Genomic DNA, 19451 nt, shown 5'->3' with positions numbered 1-19451 from the left:
CCACCGCCCCGAACCCGCCCCACCGCGGGCTGCCGCCGCCCCTTCGGTGCCGAGCGCGGGCCCCTGCCGCCCCTTCGGTGCTGAGTGCGGGCCCCTGCCGCCCCCTCGGTTCCGAGCGTGGGCTGCCGCCGCCCCTTCGGTGCCGAGTGCGGACTTCTACCGCCCCGCCGGCATCGATCACCCACGCCGACCCGCCGAAGGGCCACTGAGCGACCGACCATCCCGGCCCGCGAAGACACGCCCCCCACCCACCTGCACCCGAACACCTCGGGCAAGGCCGCAGACCCCCACCGAGATCACAATGGGCAAGCGGCGCGGCTGGTGCCGGCGGTCTTGATACCACCATGGGCACCAGCTGTGGTGACGACCTCAGGACGAGCTTGCCGCGGCTGGTCCGCAGGGGTGTCTCGAAGGGCCGGAGGCACCCCTGCGGACCAGCCGCGGGCCGGGAGCGCGCCGCGGCCGCGGGGCTAGGACGGGCTGACGGTGGCGGCGGTGAGGAGGACGACGCCCTTCGGGTTGCCGCACTGGACTCGGATCGTCAGCTGTTCCACGCCCTCGACCGCGCCGGTCAGCGGCTTCGGGCTGGTCACCGAGGCGGTCTGCTGGCGTCCGGCCTCGGTGGTGGAGAGCGTGCCGTCCTTCTGCCGGGTGCCGGCCACCGCGAACACGTAGGTCGCCCCGCCCGTGTCGCTATGGTGCCCGTGACCTTCGGTCATTGATCACAGAGGATTCGGTAAGCGTGAGCCACGATAACCCGTTCCCGCAGGATCCGACGACGACGCTTCCACCAGCCAAGACACCCCGGAAGGGCTCGGGGTTCGCCACCTTCCTCGCCCTGGTCGCCGTGCTGCTCGCGGCCGGCGCGGTCGCGCTCGCCTGGCACGCCGGCTCCGTGGCCTCGGACGCCGCCGACAGGGTGGACGCTCTGGCCGCGAAGCAGGTGCCGGCCGCCGGTCAGCCGGCGACCACGCCCGCGGACGCGCCGGCGCAGCCCACGACGACCGCACCGGCCGAGCCCACTACGGAGTCGACTCCGGCCGCGGACGGGTCGCCTCCGGCGCTGACCGAGACGACCCAGTTCACCCAGAAGTACGTGGAGCAGAACCTCGGCGTTCCGTCCGACTGCAACAGCTCCGTCTACATCGACCTGGACGAGCCGAAGGTGCAGGCCGATTCGGCGGTGTCCGAGCTGAGCTACTACAACCCGTGCGACGCGGGGACCACTCCGTACCTCTCCCTGCAGTCCGGGGTGACCGGGACCACCTTCGAGTCGGAGACGTTCCAGCCGGGTGCATGCGTGGGCCAGATCCCGCTCAAGCCGCTCGCCAAGGAGGGTCGTCTGCCGGTCCGTCAGGGCCAGGTGTACTGCCTGATCACGTCGGTCGCCGAGGCGCGGAAGGCCGCGGTGCCCCAGCGGCTGGTGGCCCTCACGGTCGCCGGTGTCGCGAAGGACGGTGCGCTGGCGCTCAAGGCCACCGCCTGGGACGCCCCGAACTGACCAGGTGGCCGGCCGGGGTCAGCCCCGGTCGGCCCGGCCGGCCTCGGCGAACCACCGGTTCGCCACCTGGGTGTGCAGGCTGAAACCCAGCTCGGCCGGCCCGGTGAGCACCTCGAGCCCCAGGGTCTCGCCACCCGCGGGCGCCGTGGGCAGGTCAGCAGCCGGCGGCAGCAGTCCGAAAACGAGCAGCGTGCCATCCGGGGCGCTGTGTGTGTCGAACAGTCGTACCTCTAAAGGGTCTGCTTTAAGCCCGGTCTCCTCGCCCAGCTCGCGCGTCGCAGCGGCCTGCCACGTCTCGCCCACCTCGATGAAGCCGCCCGGCAGGGCGAGCGTGCCCGCCGCCGGGGCAATACCGCGCCGCACCACCAGCAGACCGGAACCGATCGGCTGCAGGGCGACCGCGACCGGGGTCGGATTCCGGTACGTCGTCTCGCCGCACGCCGCGCACCGCCGCGGCCAGGGCTGATCGGGGATGAACCGCGCGCCGCAGAACGTGCAGTGCGCGTGCCGGTCGGGCGTCACGCGTGCAGCGGGGCGTTGCACGCGGCGACCAGCGCCTGCCGGCACGCCGCGGTCAGTGGCCGCAACGCCTCGTCACGCTGCTGCGCCTCGTAGCCGTTGATCGCGCCACCCGGCGCGTTCGTCTCGGCGAGCGCGAGCACCTGGTCGAGCACGCTGGCCCGGGCGAACAGCCGCCGCGAGCGCGGGTCGAAGCCGGGTGGCAGGGTGGCCGTGCTCTCCGGGCGGCGCAGCGCCTGCAACGCGCCGGCCAGCTCGGGTTTCCACTGCGCCACGTCCAGTTTGGCGAGCCTGGCGGTGACCTCGCCGAGCGTCGCGGTCAGCTCGGCCTCGGCCTCGGCCGCGCCGATCTGGAAGCCCGGGCGGTGCTCGGGGGCCGGCAGCACCCGCCAGACCACGGTCTCGAACTCCACTCCGGAGCCGGACGTGTGCCGCCGCACCTCGGGCACCACACCGAACTCGGGGGTGATCAGCGCCTCGCCGGCCAGCAGCGCGGCCCCGGTCAGCGGGCCCGGGCCGGGCAGGCCGCGCGGGTCGCCGGGCACCGGGAGGACCAGCTTGATGTCGTCCGGATGCAGCTTCGCGAAGATCGGCAGGCCCTGGCCGAGCGGCACGTCGGTCCAGGTGCCGGGTGCGTCGGCGACGAGGTGCTCCTCGTCGGCGGCGATCTCGTCGGCCAGGTCGTCGAACGGAACCAGTCCGGCGCGCCAGGCCCGCACCCAGGCCACGAATCGGGTGGACCGGCGGGCGGTGCGGGTGGCCGCATCTGCTGCGGGTGACATGCGAGCAAGGGTACGTGCCATCCCAAGACCTTGTCTCGGCTCGGAGCGTCACCCCGGCGTGTCCGGACGGACGGGTTACCGTGCGATTCATGTATGGGGAGGACGTGCTTTCCGGCAATTGGCGGCGCCGCAAGGTGATTCCGGAGGTGGACGCCGAGCCGGACCTGGTGGTCGAGGACGCCGACTCGGGCTTCTGCGGCGCGGTGATCGGGTTCGAGTTCGGCGCGGTGGTGCTCGAGGACCGGCACGGCAAGCGCCGCAACTTCCCGCTCGCCCCGGCCGCGTTCCTGCTCGACGGGAAGCCGGTCACGCTGCGCCGCCCGGCCGGTCAGGCGGCGCCGGAGCAGCGGAAGATCACCGCTTCGGGTTCGGTCGCGGTCGCCGGGGTGACCGCCCAGGTGGCCAAGGCCAGCCGGATCTGGGTGGAGGGCATCCACGACGCCGCGCTGGTCGAGCGGATCTGGGGCGACGACCTGCGGATCGAGGGTGTGGTGGTGGAGCCGCTGGACGGCATCGACGACCTGGCCGCGGCGGTCCGCGCGTTCCGGCCCGGTCCGCAGCGGCGGCTCGGCGTGCTCGTCGACCACCTGGTGCCGGGCTCGAAGGAGAGCCGGATCGTGGCCGCCGTGGACCACCCGGACGTGTTGATCACCGGGCATCCGTACGTTGACGTGTGGCAGGCCGTGAAGCCCCAGCGGGTGGGCCTGAGCAAGTGGCCGGTCATCCCGCCGGGCCGGCCGTGGAAGGAGGGCGTCTGCGCGGCGATCGGGGTGCGCCAGCCGGCCGACATGTGGCGCCGGATCCTGTCCTCGGTGAACAGCTACAAGGACGTCGAGACCCCGCTGATCAACTCGATGGAGCGCTTGATCGACCATGTAACGGTGCTGCCGGAATAAGAGCCCCGATCCGGGCGGCGGCCTCGGTGAGGCGGTCCGGTGGGTGCGCGGCGTAGCCCAGGACCAGGCCGGGCGGTCCGGGCAGCAGGCGGTGCCAGCTGAGTGGATGGACCAGCACCCCGGCGTCCCGGATCCGCTCGGCGAGTGCCACGTCGTCGCCGTCCGGCAGCTCGACCAGCAGGTGCAGCCCGGCCGCCACGCCGCGGACCCGGGCCTGCGGCAGGTGCGCGCGCAGCCCGGCGAGCAGCGCGTCCCGGCGGGCCCGCTGCCGGGTCCGCACCGAGCGCAGGTGCCGTTCGTAGTCGCCGGAGGCCAGCAGCTCGGCGAGCACCAGCTGGGGGAGCGCGGAGCAGCCCAGGTCGCTCGCGTGCTTCGCGGCGAGCAGGGCGGCCTGCATCCGGCGGGGCGCGATCAGCCAGCCCAGCCGCATCCCCGGCGCCAGGGACTTGGAGACGCTGCCCAGGTAGGCGACCCGTTCCGGCGCGGAGCCCTGCAGGGCGGCGACCGGGGCGCGGTCGTACCGGTGCTCGGCGTCGTAGTCGTCCTCGATCACCAGGTGCTCGCCGGCGCCGGCCCAGTCGAGCAGCTCGCGGCGGCGGTCCGGCCCCAGCACCACGCCGGTCGGGAACTGGTGCGCCGGGGTGAGCAGCACGGTGGACGCGCCGCTCGCCCGTAACGGCGCGACCAGCAGGCCGTTCTCGTCGATCGGGATCGGTTCCGGGCGGACACCCCAGTGCGCCATCTGGTCACGGGCGCCGCGCGAGCCGGGATCCTCGACCGCCCACACCCCCTCGCCTGCGGCGGTGCGGATCTGCGCCAGGAGGGCGAGACCTTGCGCGACGCCGCCGCACACCAGGACGTCGTCCGCTTCGGCCACAACTCCGCGGGTACGACGGAGCCAGGCGACCAGCTCGGCCCTCAGGCGCGGAATGCCACCCGGGTCGCCGTACCCGAGGTCGGCCGCCGTGACCCGGTCCAGCACCGCGCGTTCCGCACGCAGCCACGCGGCCCGGGGGAACGCGGACAGGTCCGGCACGCCGGGGGACAGGTTGAGGTCGATGCCGTCCGGGGTGGAGAGTGGCAGCCGCAGCTCGTGCAGGGTGCGCCGGCGGTCGGCGGGTGGCCGTGGGGCGACCGCGGCGTCCCGGGTCACCACGGTGCCCGACCCGGTCCGCGCCCCGGCCAGCCCCTCGTCGGCCAGCCGCTGGTAGGCCTGCACCACCACGCCCCGGGAGACGCCGAGTTCGGCGGCGAGCAGCCGGGTGGCCGGCAGCCGGGCGCCGGGCGCGAGACGCCCGGCCGTGATCGCGCCGCGCAGCCCGTCGGTGAGCCAGCCGGTCAGCCCCTTGCCCGGTGCGTCCGCCGCGCGCAGCTGCAGGAAGTCCGATCCGCCCTCGGGTCGCAATTGGTCCTCCACATCGCCCCGTGATTGGTCCTCGAACCGGACCATACCCGCCGGGAGCATGAGACGCATGAAGGTGTCATCGATCCTCGCCGGCACGGCCGGCATGGTTTTCGTCGGCGGCAGCGTCGCGGTCTCCGGTCACCTCGCGGACGCGCCGAACCTCACCGTCCAGGCTCTCCGGTACGCGGTGGCCTGCCTGCTGCTGCTCGCCTGGGCCCGCTGGACCCGCACACCACTGCACCGCCCGCGCGGCGCCGAACGGCTCTGGCTGCTCGGGGTGACCGTGGCCGGCCTGCTGGTCTTCAACATCGCCCTGGTGCACGGCGCTCAGCACGCCGAGCCGGCGGTCCTCGGCGTCGCGGTCGCCTGCGTGCCGATCCTGCTCGCCGCCGGTGGCCCGATGCTCGAGGGTCGCGGGCCGGCGCCGCGGGTGCTGGTCGCCGCGGCCGTGGTCACCCTCGGCGCGATCCTGGTCGAGGGCCTCGGCCGTACCGACGCGACCGGGGTGTTCTGGGCCGTGGTGACGTTCGTCTGTGAGGCGCTGTTCACCCTGCTCGCCGTGCCGGTCCTCGGGCGGCACGGCCCGCTCGGGGTCTCGGTGCACACGACCGGGATCGCCACCGGGCTGTTCGGGGTGCTCGGCCTGATCGTCGAGGGCCCGGCCGCGGTCACCCGGCTGCGCCCCGACGACGTGCTGGCCGGCGCGTATCTCGCGGTCGCGGTGACCGCTGTCGCGTTCCTGCTCTGGTACACCTGCGTCACCCGGATCGGGGCCGGCCGCGCCGGGCTGCTGACCGGCGTCGCACCGATCTCGGCCGCGCTGACCGGAATGGCCCTGGGCGCCCCACCCCCGCAACCCCTGGTCTGGCTCGGCATCACCACCGTCACCGCCGGCCTGGCCCTGGGCCTGACCACCCAGCCCGAACTCCCCACGCAAGCCACAGCGCCGACATCCGTGTGAAGTCGCGGTGCGCAGCGCGCCGAAACTCCCCACACAAGCTGCAGTGCCGGCGTGTGTGTGAAGTTGCGGTGCGCTGCGCGCCGAAACTCCCCACGCAAGGTGAAGTGCCGGCGTGTGTGTGAAGTTGCGGTGCGCAGCGCACCGCAACTCCCCACGCAAGGTGGGGAGCGGCGCGAGACCGCTGCCACTCCGGGCCGCAGCGCGCCGCGCGGTCTCTGGCTGGCTCTCAGGGGTGTCTCGGGGGCGTTGACACACCCCTGAGAACCAGCCGGGGTCCGGCGGCGCGGCACGGTCCGGGGTGGCAGCGGTCTGGCGTTTCGCTGCGCGCCGCGGGAGGCGCGTCGCGGTCCGGAGCGGGCGGGCGTGGCGCGGGACCGGCCCGGGGCGTGGCTCGTAGCCTGCGGCGGGGCGCTCGGTAGGCGTACCGGAAAAGGAATTAAGCGAGGTCGCGGGGATCTCGGCTGTAGACGAACGTCGCGATTTCGATCTTGGTGGTGGTGCCGTCCGCGGCTCGGAGGACGGTCAGCACCTCACCCTCGTCGTCGCCCTCGGTGCCGCGCCAGCGGTCCGGTGCCTCGCGGCGGAAGCGGGTTCGGTGACCGATCCTGGTCATCACGAGGCCGTCGCCTTCCGGGGTGATGTCGTATTCGCGGCCCATCCACCACCAGCGGCCGCAGATCTCGGCGGCCTCGCCCAGCGGCTGGGCCGGCGGCTGCCAGGCGGTGACCGGGGCGGCCGGCTCGCTGTCCAGGACGGTGGTCAGCGTGCGCAGGCTGAGGCCCTTGATCCGCTCGTCGCCGGCCAGGCCGTAGGCGTTGGCGAACACCACCACGCCGGTGCGGCTGCGGCGGTGGACCGCGAGGTGGGCGACGTAGCCCGGCATCGAGCCGGCGTGGCCGACGTAGACGCGCTCGCCGACCCGGAACAGCTGCGGGCCCAGGCCGTGCCCGGAGGTCCACGACTCCAGGTCGTCGATGGTCACCGGGCTGCACATCTCGTCGACGGTCTCCCGGGACAGCACGGCCGGCGCCGGGTCGGCCAGGAAACCGGCCCACTTGGCCAGGTCGGTGACCGTGGACCAGAGCTGCCCGGCCGGCGCCATCGCGCCGCTGTCCGGGCGTGGCTCCTCGTGCAGCGCGCCGCCCAGCGAGTGCACCACGTAGCCGCGGGCGAACGGCTCCATCGGGTGGTAGCTGGTCCGCTTCATGCCCAGCGGCTCCAGCACCCGCTTGGCCGCGAGTTCGGTCCAGCTCTGCCCGGTGACCCGGGTGAGCACCGCGCCGAGCAGGCCGTAGGCCAGGTTCGAGTAGCGGTAGCGGCGGAACGGCGGCCCGGTCAGCTTCTCGTAGGTCAGCCCGGCCAGCAGCTGGTTCACGTCACCGCCGGCCCGGCGCTCCCACCACGGGCCGTCCGGCTCGCGCTGCAGGCCGGAGACGTGCCCGAGCAGCTGGCGCAGTGTCACCCCGCCGATCGGGGTGCCCGGCAGGTGCCGGTAGAGCAGGTCGTCGAGGGCGAAGAAGCCCTCGTCCCGCAGCTGCATGACCAGCGTCGCGGTGATCGTCTTGGTGATCGAACCGATCCGGTACTGGGTCTTCGGGTCGGGCGGCGGGTTCTCCCCGGCGCCGGCGAAGTGCAGCACCGCCCGGTCCCGGACGACGGCCAGGGCGAGCGACGGCACCCGGCCGGCGGACTGTGCCCGGGCGGCGATCTCGTCGATCCGCCGGGTGGTCTCCGGAAGCAGTGTCACGGTGGGGGTCCTCCTGCTGTGCGACTGACAGGTCTAACTGCCCGGGGGCGGTTCGGCTACGCGAGACCGTGGCATCGCCGGGAGTGCGCGGACGTGACACGATCGTGGGTGTGGAAGCCGTACTCTGGATCGTTCTCGCCATCGCCCTCGCGATCGCCGAGGCCTTCACCGCGACCATTCTGATCATCTTCTTCGCGGCGGGTGCCGCGGCGGCGGCGCTGGCTGCCGCTCTCGGCGCCAATCTGCTTCTTCAAGTCATCGTGTTCGCGCTGGTCTCCGGCCTCTCGGTGGCCGCGATCCGGCCGGTGATCATGCGGCACGCGCGTTCGGCGCTGGAGACCGGTGACACGCCGTTCGGCATCGAGGCCATGGAGGGCCAGCACGGCACCGTGCTCGAGGACGTCGACGCCGACCACGGCCAGATCCGGATCGACGGCGAGATCTGGCAGGCCCGGTCGTTCGACGGCAAGGAGAGCTTCCCGGCCGGTCATCGGGTCCGGGTGGTCAAGATCCGTGGTGCTACCGCGCTGGTCTGGCACGACGACCTGCCGGACACCTGACCCACCTGTTCGTACACAAAAGGGTTTTGCGTTTTTTAGAGAGGCGCCATGGAAGCTGTCATCGCCATCCTGGTCATAGTCATCGCGATCTTCGCGGTGACCACCATCATCCGATCCATCCGGATCGTCCCGCAGCAGCGGATGGACGTCGTCGAGCGGCTGGGCCGGTACAAGCGGACCCTGAGCCCCGGGCTGAACCTGCTGGTCCCCTTCGTCGACGCGGTGCGCAGCAAGGTCGACATGCGGGAGCAGGTGGTCTCCTTCCCGCCGCAGCCCGTGATCACCTCGGACAACCTGGTCGTCTCGATCGACACGGTGCTGTACTTCAAGGTCGTCGACCCGGTGCGCGCCACCTACGAGATCTCCAACTTCCTCCAGGCGATCGAACAGCTCACCGTCACCACCCTGCGTAACGTGATCGGCTCGCTGGACCTGGAGCGCGCGCTGACCAGCCGCGACCAGATCAACAAGCACCTCTCCAGCGTGCTGGACGAGACCACCGGCCGGTGGGGCATCAAGGTCACCCGCGTCGAGATCAAGGCGATCGAGCCGCCGCCGAGCATCCGCGACTCGATGGAGAAGCAGATGCGCGCCGAGCGGGAGCGTCGCGCGACGATCCTGAACGCCGAGGGCCACAAGGCCGCGCAGATCCTCACCGCGGAGGGTGAGAAGCAGGCCGCGGTGCTCCGCGCCGACGGTGACCGGCAGTCCCGGATCCTGCAGGCCGAGGGCCAGGCCAAGGCCATTCGTACGGTCTTCAACGCGATCCACGAGGCGAACCCGTCGCAGAAGGTGCTGGCCTACCAGTACCTCCAGGCCCTGCCGCAGATCGCGAACGGCACCGCCAACAAGGTGTGGATCGTGCCGACCGAGCTGACCAAGGCCCTCGAGGGCATGGGTGGCGCGCTCGGTGGCCTGGCGAACATGGTCGGCGACCTCCCGACGACGACTGTCGACGCGGCCGCGGTCGAGCGCGAGGCGGCGGAGGCGGCCCGGGCCGCGGCCGTCGAGGCCCAGCGGGTGACCGCCGAGGTGCGTGAGGCCGAGGCGCAGGTCACCAGCGGCGCCACCGGTACCGCCGCGCTGCCGGTGGCCCCGGACGTCGAGCCGCCGACCGAGGCGATCGGCGGAGCCGACTACGACGGGATCAACCAGTCCCGCGCGTGACATCGTTTTTCGGACGGCAGGCCTGCTATCGGGCCTGCCGTCCGGCATTTCTGGGCATTTCCTGAGATGTCCCTCACAAGTTCCTGCTGATTTGGCATGCTTCGTCTCGGATTCCCGACCGGTTCCTCGGCCGCTCGGTGTGTTGCCCCTGCGAGCGAGGCGGAGCCATGAGCATCAGCCATCGTCAGACCGCGAGCGGCCGGCCGTTGCGGGTCGCCCCGGCCTGGGTCGGCGCCGCGACCCCGACCGCCGACTCACCAGCGGACCACTATCTGCTTCCGGTGCGCGACGCCGTCTGGATCTGGTCGGTCCGGCGGTTCGCCCGGCTGGCCCTCTGGGCGCTGCCGGCCGCGGCCGTGCTCTACGGCTGGTTCACCCTGGGCGTGAACGTCCCGCCCGGCCCGCTCCCGGTCGGCCTGCTGGCCGCCTGGCTGGCCGCCGTCTCGCTGATCGCCCTCGCCGGGCTGCTCGCCGGGTCGCGCACCCGGCGGATCGCGCTGACCGGCCTGCTGGTCACCCTGGCCGGGGCCACCCTGCTGGTGCCGCTCGCCGTGCTGCCCGAGGAGATCGCCGGTGAGGCTTTCGCGATGGCTCCCGGCCAGGTGCACACCCTGATCGAGGCGGCCTGCGCGTTCACCGGGACCGGGGTGCTGCTGCTCGGCTGGGCGGTGTTCCGCTCCAAGCTGGTCAACCCGGCCGACGGCGTGCTGCTGATGCTCGCCGCCGTCGCCCTGGGCGCGGGGTCGCACGCGGTGAAGCCGCTGCCGACGGTCGGTGCGCTGCTGATGCTGGCGGCCGGGATGGGCCTGGCGTGGACCGGCGGCCGGCTGGTCCCGCGGTCCTGACCCCCTACTTTGGTCGGAAGCGCCGCTCTCGGCCCGGCCGATACGTTCGAGGGCATGACAGCGAAGCTCCTGGCCGGGTCGGCGACGTTCGTGGTGGGTCTGCTGCTGTGGCTGTTCGCCGGCGACGTCGAGATCCCGGTCTTCACCCTGACCAAGGTCGGCGTGGTGCTGATGGTGGTCGGCGCGCTCGAGATCTGTTACGGGTGGTACTCCGGGCTCTCGAGGGGAGACACACATGGCACGGGTGATCGCTGACATCTCGATGTCACCGGTGCTGCTGGGCGCGGGAACCCCGCTGTTCGCCGCCGGGCCGCCTCATGGTCGCGGCTTCGCCAGATTTCGGTACGGCCGTCGTCACCGGCGACCCACCTGACATAGCTGGTCGAGTGATCTGGTCGACTTGGTGGTGTGCCCGACGTTCAACTGATCACCGACCCGGACGACGAGCGGCTCGGCGACTATCGCGCGCTGACCGACCTCGAGCTGCGCATCAAGTGGGAGCCGCCGAACGGACTGTTCATCGCCGAGGGTGAGCTGGTGCTGCGGCGGGCGCTGCGTGCCGGGTACCGCCCGCGGTCGTACCTGATCGACGTCAAGCGGGTCGCCCAGCTCGACGACGTGCCGGACGGCGCCCCGATCTACGCGGCCACCCCCGACGTGCTGGAACGCGCCACCGGATTCCACGTGCACCGGGGCGTGCTGGCCTCGTTCCACCGCGAGGAGCTGCGCAGCGCCGACGAGGTGCTGGCCACCGCCCGCCGGGTCGCGATCCTGGAGGACGTCAACAACCACACCAACATCGGCGCGGTGTTCCGGGGCGCTGCCGCGCTCGGCATCGACGCCGTGCTGCTGTCGCCGACCTGCGCCGACCCGCTCTACCGGCGCGCCGTCCGGGTGAGCATGGGCGAGGTGTTCGCCGTGCCGTACGCCCGGCTGGAGCCGTGGCCGGACGCGCTGGGCCGGGTGCGGGAGGCCGGGTTCACCGTGCTCGCGCTGACCCCGGACCCGGAGGCGGTGCCGTTGCAGCGCCTGGCGCCGGAGCAGCGGCGCCGGACCGCCCTGCTGCTCGGCGCGGAGGGGCCGGGGCTGTCCCGGCACGCGATGGCCGCGAGTGACGTACCGGTCAAGATTCCGATGCGGCGCAACGTGGACTCGCTCAACGTCGCGGCGGCGGCCGCCGTCGCGTTCTGGGAACTGGGACGGGACGACGATGACATCTGAGCTGGTCACCGAGCGGCTCCGGCTGCGGCAGTGGACCGATGACGATCTGGCCGGCTGGGTCGCGATGAACGCCGATCCGCGGGTCCGGGAGTTCTTCCCCGAGGTGCTCACCGCCGAGCAGGCCGCGGCGTCGCTCGACGCGTTCCGCCGTGACCTGGAGGCGCGCGGCTGGGGGTGGTGGGCCGTCGAGGTGACCGCGACCGGTGAGTTCATCGGCATGGCCGGGCTCGATCCGGTCGACGAGGAGGCGCCGGTGACCGGCGTCGAGGCCGGCTGGCGGCTGGCGGCGACGGCGTGGGGCCACGGGTACGCGACCGAGGCGGCCCGGGCCGTACTCGAATACGGCTTCCACGAGCTGGGCCTGCCCGAGATCCTGGCGATCACGGTGACCGGGAACGCCCGGTCCCGCGCGGTGATGGACCGGCTCGGGATGACCTACGACCCGGCCGCCGACTTCGACGACCTGACCGCCCCGCCGGGCCCGCTGCGCCCGTCGGTGGTGTACCGGCTGACCGCTCTCTAGGGCCGCGGCGAGCGCCCGTGGTGGTTTCGCGGCCGGAACGGGCGGAACCGCAGGCCGGGACGTGCCGATGCTTGCCGAGTGGGTGTCGATGGGCGATCCGTGCGGGAAGATGGGTGCCGGGGCCGGTTCTGCTGTTGCTTCTCGGGGGGTGTCGGTTGTCGTCTGGTCCGGGATCAGATCCGCATCTGCTCGCCCTGTTGCGGGCCATCCGGCTTCGCCAGAGCGCTCCCGACGCGGCCGCCGCCGGTGCCGCCGACGCGGCCGCCGCGCTGTCCGAGATGTCCGCCGGGCGTGCGAAACCCGGGCCTGAGCCGCAGGACGCCGAGCCGGAGCCGCGTGCCACCCCGGAAACCCCGCCCCGGGCGACCGGCTCGCCCGCCGGTGGTTTCCCGCCGGGTACCGGATATCCCGTCCTGCGCTCCGGCTCCGTCGGACCGGCCCCGGCGCCCGGCGGGGGCGCGGCCGCAGGCCGAGGTCCGGCTTCGGGAGACGATGCGGCTGCGGGCCGTGGTGCGGAGAGCGACGGTACGAGTGAGCCCACCACCCCGGCCGGACCACCCGGACCACCCGGGGCCGGAGGGGCCGGCGGCGTCGGCGGCGCCGGTGCGGCGGGCCGCGCGGCGTCGAGTGCGGAGGCCCAGCGCGGCCGGGCGTTCTGGCAGAACGTGCAGAAGGGCGGCCCGGTCACCCGCCCCGAGCAGCCCGGCACCGGCGCGACCGGCTCGGGTGGGACCGGTCAGAGCGCGCCTGGTCAGGGCGGGACCGGCCGGGGCGGGACCGGGCGAGGTGGCGGAGTGGGCCCCGGCGCCGGCTCGGAGCTGCTCTGGCGCGGTGACCAGGGCGCGGCACTGGGCCGCGCCGGGATGGACGCCGGCGACCGGCGACCAGGCGCCACCCCGCAGCCGGGATCACCCGGCCACCCGGCCACCGCCGGCCAGCCGGCGAATTCCGCACGGCCAGGAGACCCGGCACGGCCAGGAGACCCGGCACGGCCAGGAGACCCGGCACGGGCGGGAACCGCCGGGCGGCCGGAGCGGGGCGGGATCGGGCGCGATTACGGCGTACCGATGAATCGGGTCAATCCCATCACCGGGATCAACCCGGCCGGACCAGCGGCGCCGGTCACCGCGATCCCCGGGATAGCGCCGCCGCGCTCGATCGGCCCTACCGGCACCGAGTTCCCCTCGGTGACCCCCGCCGAATACGCGGCGCATGTCGCCCCCCGGACCACCAAGCACACCGGCCCGGCGGACGGCATGGACCCGGGCGACATGATGGCGTTGCGCGACACGCAGCGGCTGCTCAGCACGAGTCTGACCTTCGCCGGTGGGGTGGCCGAGGTGTCCGACCGGCTGTGGACCGCGCTGCTGCAGGCCCAGCCGGACCTGCTGACCGTGCTGCCCGGCACCCCGGCCTCACAGCGCGACCAGCTCGGCCGGGCGATCACCTGGCTCGTGCACCGGCTCGACGATCCGCCCGCGGTGGTGGCCGGGTGTGCGCAGCTGGGCGCGGCGCTGGCCGAGTGCGGCCTGCAGTGGAACCAGCTGCAGCTGGTCGGCGCGGCGCTCGCCGAGGCGATGCGGGCCGGTATGACACCGGGCACCTGGCGGCAGGACTTCGACCAGGCCTGGCGCTGGACGTGGCAGCACGTCTACGAGTGGATCGTGCACGGCGGCACCCTGATCACCTACCAGCCGACGATCTGGGACACCGAGGTGATCGGCCACGAGCTGCGCCGCGACGATCTCGCCGTGGTGCGGCTCCGCCCGTTTCTGCCGCTGCCGTACCGGCCGGGGCAGTTCGCCCGGGTCGAGGTCGACGGCGTGCCCGGGGTCTGGCGGCCGTATTCGCTGGCCGGCGCCCCGCACCGGGACGACGTGATCGAGCTGCACGTGCGGGCCAAGTCCGAGGCCGGGGTGAGCGGCACGCTGGTGCACCACACCCGGGTCGGTGACCGGATCCGGGTCAGCCGCGCCGAGGGCGGGATGGGCCTGCCCGCCGAACCGGGCCGCGGCATGCTGATGATCGCCGGGGACACCGGGGTGGCGCCGATGAAGGCGATGCTCGCCCAGCTGGCCGCGACCCAGGATCCGCGCCCCGCGGTGCTGTTCTGGGGCGTGCGGACCCTCGACGAGCTCTACGACATCGACGACCTGGTGACGATCGCCCGGCAGGCGCCCCGGGCCACCGTCATCCCGGTGGTCTCCGAGGGCGATCCCGGGCCGTACCCGTTCGGGCTGGTCACCGACGCGGTGGCGGCCTACGGCGAGTGGAGCCGGGACGAGGTCTATCTGGCCGGGCCGCCGCTGATGCTGGTGGCCACCAGGATCGCGCTGCGCGAGCTGGGCGTGTCACCGCGGCGGATCCACCACGACATCCCGGAGTGATCTTTACCGGGCGCCTACCGCATAGCCCGCGACCGACGGCCAGCGGACGGTGAGCACGACGGTCTCCTCGGGCGAATACCAGGAGTGGTCGACCCCGTGCCCCCACACCACGTAGTCGCCCTGCTCGGCGAGGACCACGGTGCGCTCCGGGAACTCCATGTGGAAGCAGCCGCTGATCAGCACGAGCAGCGCGGTCCGTTGCTCACCGCGGACCCACTCGGCCCGCCGGTCACCGGCCGGGTGCCGGCCCCATTTGATCTCGACGTCCGCGCTGTGCCGCGGGTCGCCCTCGGGTTTGAAGTGGCCCAGCAGCCAGCCCCGCTCCGCGAGGGCGTCCGGGCCGGCGTTCCCGGTATAGATCAGGTCCATCGGTCAGAGGGCATCGTTCAAGATCTTTTGGTACGCCGGGGGAACGTGGTGCGGCCCGCCCGGCGTGAACACGTTGCTGTGCGAGACGGTGTCCCAGGCCGACGCCGGCACGGCGGCGCGCAGGGCGACCAGCACCGGCGCGTCATCGGTCAGCATCGACAGCGCCACCAGGCACTCCTCGGCCTCGCCGACACACTCGAACGGCTTGTGCCCGTCGACGCCGAGCAGCTCCAGGAAGCCCGGCACCTGTGCCTCGGCGGCGAACAGGTCGTGCCCGAAGATGTGCGCGAGCCGCTCGCGGGGCATGTGCGGGGCCATCGCCAGGAAGACGAACCGGCACTTCGGGCAGTCACCGCACCAGCGCGCCGTGGGGTCGTGCAGCTTGAAAGCCTTGTTACAGCTTGTCACAACGTCATCGTACGCAGTGTGACCGGCGAACAGCTGCGCGATGTGCAGCTCGGAGAGCGTGCGCAGCAGCGAGAAATACGGGTCGACGAGGCCGGTGTGCGCCGCGACGGCGGACCGCAGCAGCCCCTCGGCGAGCACGCCCTTGGACCACTGGTGGTTGACCTCGTGACCGTTCCAGACCAGGTTCGGGTCGGAGGCGGACCGCTCGTTCGACATGATCACCGGGCCCAGCCCGTGCCAGACCGCGGTGGCGACCGCGATCAGCGAGTTGATCGCGGTGACCGGGATGTGGCCGTTCAGCGCGCCGGCCTTGTTCAGCTCGAACAGCAGCGGGTCGAGCTTGCGGCGGGCGGCCAGGGCGGTCAGGCCGGAGGCGGCGTTCACGTTCACGATCACCGGGTTCGGGTTGACCGAGAACGGCACCGGGTCGAGCCCGGCCGCGCGGAGGATCTCCAGCGTGACGATGGAGTCCTTGCCGCCGCCGACCGCGGAGAGCGGCCGTCCGGTGACCTCGACCGGCGTGGCCGGCGCGAGCACACCCGGCGTCTCGACGGTCAGCTCCAGCACGTGCGGGAGCTGGTTGCGGTACGCGTACTCGGCCAGGCCGTCGGTGTAGATCCGGGTGAACCAGGCGGCCACCTCGGGGGCCACCGGCAGCGGCGCGAGCACCCGCGGCGGGGCGCCGACCTTGTAGTAGCTCACCCCGGCGACCACGTGCAGCAGCTCGAGCACCCGGTGCAGGGTCTCGAGGTCGTGACCCTCGGCCGGCACCGGAAGGGTGATCGTCTCGGTGAACCGCAGCGGCTCCGGCCCGTCGAGCAGGTAATCGAACGTGGCGATCCCCGTCGTCGGGTCGAACGCGTACGAGGGGAAGCGCATGACGTCGAACTGCACCCGGAAGCTCCTGTCTTTGGGCCGACGGGCAATATTAGTTCGGTCCCGCGAAAAAACGACTTGGGGAGACGACCGTGCGCCTGGCAGACCTGCGTGACCGATCGGTGGCGGTCTGGGGAACCGGCCGCGAGGGACGAGCCGCGGTGACCGCGATCGCCGCGCACGCCCCGTCCCGGCTGATCGCGGTGAACGACGGAGCCGGCTACCTCGACGACCCCTGGGACGGCACGCTCGCCCCGCTGGCCGGCGGCGAGCACGCCTTCGCGGCGCTGGCCAGCGCGGACGTCGTGGTGCGCTCGCCCGGTGTGCCGTCCACCCACCCGTTCATGGCCGAGCTGCGGTCCCGCGGCGTCACGGTCACCGGCGGCAGCGCCCTCTGGATGGCCGACCACGCCGAGCAGACCGTCGGCGTCACCGGCAGCAAGGGCAAGAGCACCACGTCCAGCCTGATCAGCCACCTGCTGGCGGCGGTCGGGAAGCCCAACGCGTACGGCGGCAACATCGGCGTCCCGCTGCTCGACCTGCCGCCCGCCGAGCTGTACGTGCTGGAGCTCTCCAGCTACCAGTGCGCCGACCTGACCGACTCGCCCCGGGTCGCGGTGGTCACCTCGCTCTTCCCGGAGCACCTGGACGCGCACGGCGGCGAGCGTGAGTACTACCGCGACAAGCTGAACCTCCTGCAGTACGGACCGGAACTGATCGTCGTGAACGGCACCGACGAGCGCCTGCGCGACGAGATCCGTACCGTCCACGACCGCAACGGGTTCCCGCCGGTGCCGGTCGCCGCCGAGGACTCCCGTTTCCGGGTCACCGACGGCGTGTTCTTCTGCAGCGACGAGCCGCTGTTCGAGCGGGCCGCGCTGCGGCTCAAGGGCGGCCACAACGAGCGGAACCTGTGCGTGGCGCTGGCCGTCCTGGACGGCATGGGCGTCGACGTGGTCGGGCTGCGCACCGAGCTGGCCGCGGCGGTCCGGTCCTTCGAGGGGCTGCCGCACCGGCTCACCGAGATCGAGGACCCGTCCGGTCTCACGTTCGTCGACGACACCCTGTCGACGTCGCCGTACGCCACGATGCACGCCGTCGAGGCCTACGAGAACCGTGCACTCACCGTGTTGGTCGGCGGCACCGACCGGGGCCTTGACTACGCTCCGTTGCGAGAATTCCTCGCCTCCCGCGAACTCACCGTGATCGGCATGCCGGACAGCGGCCCGCGGATCCTGGCCGAGCTGGCCGGCCTCCCGAAGGTCACCACGATCACGTCCGAGGATCTCGCCGACGCGGTCCGGCTGGCCCGCGAGGTCACCCCGGCGGGCGGCGTGGTGCTGCTGTCACCGGCCGCGCCGAGCTACGGCCGCTTCCGCAACTTCGAACACCGCTCCGAAGCGTTCATCGAGGCGATCCACGCCACGGAGAAGTAGCCGCGAGGCCGAGGGCGGGCTGCGGCCCGCTGAGGACGAGCCTCCGGGCCTTTCCCCCCAAAACACCGTGAGCACCCGCCAGGTCCGCCCGGCTGGTGCTCACGGTCGTCTCACGGGTGGTGAGGGAGCCGCCAGCACCAGCCGGGCCCGCGAGGCGTCCGCGGCATCCGCGGCGGCTGGTGCTCACGGTCGTCTCGCCGGCGTCGAGGCAGCCGCCGGCGCCAGCCGGTCCGTGTCCCGCTCAGCGGGATCGGGACGTGCGGCGGGGCGGGGTGGCCGGGTGGCACGGGGGTGGGCGGCCGTGGCCGGAGAGGCCTGGTGCTGCGGCGGAGCGGTTCGCCGGCACCCGCCCCGGCCGGCCCGAGAATTTTTTTGATCTTGTTTCGTGCGTAACGGGCAGGTTTCGTGGCGTGACGGTAACCGCCCGATCGGACGATGCGCCAGCAACCGATCGTCCCTGCTCAGGCCACCGAAAGGGCTAGCCCAAAACGGGCGTTACACGGTCATGTGATGGCGGACACATCGTAAGGGTTATTTCCGGATCGATGGCTGTCATCCGACCCCGACGAAACATCAGTTCATTAGCCCAGGTCAGGTAACGGTTTGAAAACTTCGCCCACAGTCTTGACACAAGGGGGCGATTAGTAAGAACTTTTACCGCGACAGTAAACAGTCCTTCCTGAAAGGGTGTCCGATGGCTGAGCCGGAGATGGACGGCACCGCGTCGACCGCGGTCGCCCACTCGCTGGTTCGCGACCAGGCTGCCCCGAGCGGGAGCGACTTCGCTGCTCCGAGCGGGAGCGACAGCGTTTTCCCCAGGGGGAGCGACCCGATCGGCAGTGACTCCGCGTCACACGATCGGCTCGAGCAGGGCCTCTGGGTTCGCGGCGAGCCCCGTCCCCGCGCCGTCAACGGACGTACCGAATCCGCCCGTACCGAAAAATTTGCGAACAGCGATCGGGACCACCCGCCTTCCGACGGTGTCCTGGTCCGGGTCCGGACGCTGCTGCCGGAGTTCACCGGCGCCCTGCAGCGCGTCGCCGAGCAGGTCCTCGCCGACCCCGCAGCGGCCTCCCGGGCCACCATCGTCGAGCTCGCCGAGCGCAGCGGGACCTCGCCGGCCACCGTCACCCGGTTCTGCCGGGCGCTCGGCTTCGACGGCTACGCGGATCTCCGGCTGGGCATCGCCGCCGAGACCGGGCGCGCCCGGTCGGCCGGCTGGACGGTGGACATCGGCCGGGAGATCCAGCCCAACGACCCCCTGGCACGCGTGCTCGGCCAGATCATGGCCGCCGACACCAGGGCCATGCACGACACCGCCTCGCTGCTGGACCTGGCCGAGGTGGAGCGGGCCGCGGTGGCGATCGCCGCCGCTCCGCGGGTGAACATCTTCGGCGCCAGCGGAAGCGCGCTGGTCGGCGAGGAGATGCAGTTCAGTTTGCACCGCATCGGCATCCCGGTGTGGGCCTGGACCGACGTGCACAACGGTCTGGCCAGCGCCGCTCTGTCGAGGTCCGGCGACGTCGCACTCGGTATCTCGCACAGTGGCGAGACCGGCGAGACGATCGAGCTGCTCGCGGAGGCGAGCAGCCGGGGCGCCACCACCATCGCGCTCACCAGTTTCCCCCGTTCCCCGCTGGCCGAGCTCGCCGACATCGTCCTGCTCACCGCCACCCAGGCGACCACCTTCCGGCCGGACGCGCTGTCCGCACGGCATCCGCAGCTGGTGGTCCTCGATCTTCTCTACGTCGCCGTCGCGCAGCGGACGCATGAACGCTCGCACGCCGCTTTCCAGCGCACCGCTCAAGCGGTGCACGGTCACAAAGCGGTGAAAGACGCCTGAACAGC

General features: G+C 72.5%; 19 protein-coding genes. 12 read left to right on the top strand and 7 right to left on the bottom strand.

All coding sequences use genetic code 11. The features are described from left to right. Positions 1–470: 470 nt before the first annotated feature. A complete protein-coding gene (locus tag Apa02nite_RS23670; RefSeq protein WP_203826935.1) occupies positions 471–719 on the bottom strand; it encodes a hypothetical protein in 249 nt (82 codons plus the stop codon). 23 nt (positions 720–742) lie between these two features. Here Apa02nite_RS23670 and Apa02nite_RS23665 point away from each other — a divergent pair, with 23 nt between their 5' ends. Then, entirely contained in the window at positions 743–1501 is a 759-nt protein-coding gene (locus Apa02nite_RS23665; RefSeq protein WP_203826934.1) for a hypothetical protein, read from the top strand. An 18-nt stretch (positions 1502–1519) separates the two neighbouring features. On the opposite strand, the gene Apa02nite_RS23660 is transcribed toward Apa02nite_RS23665, so the two are convergent. Both Apa02nite_RS23660 and Apa02nite_RS23655 read right to left on the bottom strand, forming a co-directional pair. Next, positions 1520–2023, bottom strand: a complete 504-nt coding sequence (locus Apa02nite_RS23660; protein WP_203826933.1) for an NUDIX domain-containing protein — start codon at positions 2021–2023, stop codon at positions 1520–1522. Then, positions 2020–2802: an Rv1486c family protein gene (locus tag Apa02nite_RS23655; protein WP_203826932.1), complete on the bottom strand. Its 783-nt coding sequence runs from the start codon at positions 2800–2802 to the stop codon at positions 2020–2022. Before Apa02nite_RS23655 ends, Apa02nite_RS23660 begins: the two co-directional genes overlap by 4 nt. A gap of 89 nt (positions 2803–2891) precedes the next feature. Between Apa02nite_RS23655 and Apa02nite_RS23650 the strand changes: the two genes are divergently transcribed. Beyond that, a complete protein-coding gene (locus Apa02nite_RS23650) occupies positions 2892–3698 on the top strand; it encodes a DUF3097 domain-containing protein (RefSeq protein ID WP_203826931.1) in 807 nt (268 codons plus the stop codon). On the opposite strand, the gene pdxR is transcribed toward Apa02nite_RS23650, so the two are convergent. Beyond that, positions 3649–5172 carry a MocR-like pyridoxine biosynthesis transcription factor PdxR gene (gene pdxR / locus Apa02nite_RS23645; RefSeq protein WP_239164511.1) on the bottom strand — a complete coding sequence of 508 codons (1524 nt, stop codon included), beginning with the start codon at positions 5170–5172 and terminating at the stop codon, positions 3649–3651. The two genes, Apa02nite_RS23650 and pdxR, sit on opposite strands and share 50 nt — an antisense overlap. Between pdxR and Apa02nite_RS23640 the strand changes: the two genes are divergently transcribed. Beyond that, positions 5171–6064 carry a DMT family transporter gene (locus Apa02nite_RS23640; protein ID WP_239164510.1) on the top strand — a complete coding sequence of 298 codons (894 nt, stop codon included), beginning with the start codon at positions 5171–5173 and terminating at the stop codon, positions 6062–6064. The genes pdxR and Apa02nite_RS23640 overlap by 2 nt on opposite strands. A 436-nt stretch (positions 6065–6500) precedes the next feature. Here the strand turns inward: Apa02nite_RS23640 and Apa02nite_RS23635 are convergent, their stop codons facing one another. Next, the gene (locus Apa02nite_RS23635; protein ID WP_203826929.1) at positions 6501–7811 is read right to left on the bottom strand and encodes a serine hydrolase domain-containing protein; all 1311 of its coding nucleotides are present in this window, start codon (positions 7809–7811) and stop codon (positions 6501–6503) included. 110 nt (positions 7812–7921) lie between these two features. Here Apa02nite_RS23635 and Apa02nite_RS23630 point away from each other — a divergent pair, with 110 nt between their 5' ends. The 7 genes from Apa02nite_RS23630 to Apa02nite_RS23600 all read left to right on the top strand — a co-directional run bounded on the left by Apa02nite_RS23630 (position 7922) and on the right by Apa02nite_RS23600 (position 14514). Next, a complete protein-coding gene (locus Apa02nite_RS23630; RefSeq protein WP_203826928.1) occupies positions 7922–8371 on the top strand; it encodes an NfeD family protein in 450 nt (149 codons plus the stop codon). Between the two features lie 48 nt (positions 8372–8419). Further along, positions 8420–9538 carry an SPFH domain-containing protein gene (locus tag Apa02nite_RS23625; RefSeq protein WP_203826927.1) on the top strand — a complete coding sequence of 373 codons (1119 nt, stop codon included), beginning with the start codon at positions 8420–8422 and terminating at the stop codon, positions 9536–9538. A 167-nt stretch (positions 9539–9705) separates the two neighbouring features. Continuing rightward, a complete protein-coding gene (locus Apa02nite_RS23620) occupies positions 9706–10383 on the top strand; it encodes a hypothetical protein (protein ID WP_203826926.1) in 678 nt (225 codons plus the stop codon). A gap of 54 nt (positions 10384–10437) precedes the next feature. After that, on the top strand, positions 10438–10638 hold the full coding sequence (locus Apa02nite_RS23615) for a DUF5708 family protein (protein ID WP_203826925.1): 201 nt from the start codon (positions 10438–10440) through the stop codon (positions 10636–10638). 153 nt (positions 10639–10791) lie between these two features. Next, positions 10792–11604: a TrmH family RNA methyltransferase gene (locus Apa02nite_RS23610; protein ID WP_198171357.1), complete on the top strand. Its 813-nt coding sequence runs from the start codon at positions 10792–10794 to the stop codon at positions 11602–11604. Continuing rightward, on the top strand, positions 11594–12127 hold the full coding sequence (locus Apa02nite_RS23605; RefSeq protein WP_203826924.1) for a GNAT family N-acetyltransferase: 534 nt from the start codon (positions 11594–11596) through the stop codon (positions 12125–12127). The genes Apa02nite_RS23610 and Apa02nite_RS23605 overlap by 11 nt, the downstream gene beginning before the upstream one ends. A 197-nt stretch (positions 12128–12324) precedes the next feature. Then, positions 12325–14514 carry a hypothetical protein gene (locus Apa02nite_RS23600; protein ID WP_275412511.1) on the top strand — a complete coding sequence of 730 codons (2190 nt, stop codon included), beginning with the start codon at positions 12325–12327 and terminating at the stop codon, positions 14512–14514. Between the two features lie 3 nt (positions 14515–14517). On the opposite strand, the gene Apa02nite_RS23595 is transcribed toward Apa02nite_RS23600, so the two are convergent. Further along, positions 14518–14883: a cupin domain-containing protein gene (locus Apa02nite_RS23595; RefSeq protein ID WP_203826923.1), complete on the bottom strand. Its 366-nt coding sequence runs from the start codon at positions 14881–14883 to the stop codon at positions 14518–14520. A 3-nt stretch (positions 14884–14886) separates the two neighbouring features. Further along, positions 14887–16170, bottom strand: coding sequence for a MurL-like N-terminal domain-containing (locus Apa02nite_RS23590; RefSeq protein ID WP_203826937.1), 1284 nt, complete (start codon positions 16168–16170; stop codon positions 14887–14889). Between the two features lie 89 nt (positions 16171–16259). On the opposite strand from Apa02nite_RS23590, the gene murD reads away from it, so the two are divergent. Then, positions 16260–17603 (top strand): UDP-N-acetylmuramoyl-L-alanine--D-glutamate ligase, encoded by a 1344-nt coding sequence (gene murD, locus Apa02nite_RS23585; RefSeq protein ID WP_203826922.1) that lies wholly within the window; start codon positions 16260–16262, stop codon positions 17601–17603. 694 nt (positions 17604–18297) lie between these two features. Further along, a complete protein-coding gene (locus tag Apa02nite_RS23580) occupies positions 18298–19446 on the top strand; it encodes a MurR/RpiR family transcriptional regulator (RefSeq protein WP_203826921.1) in 1149 nt (382 codons plus the stop codon). The last annotated feature ends 5 nt before the right edge of the window (positions 19447–19451 follow it).

Origin of the sequence: Actinoplanes palleronii, assembly GCF_016862315.1 — a bacterium.
Taxonomy (GTDB): Bacteria; Actinomycetota; Actinomycetes; order Mycobacteriales; family Micromonosporaceae; genus Actinoplanes; species Actinoplanes palleronii.
Note: the sequence above shows the minus strand (reverse complement) of the source record. Positions and strands in the feature narration are given on the sequence as shown.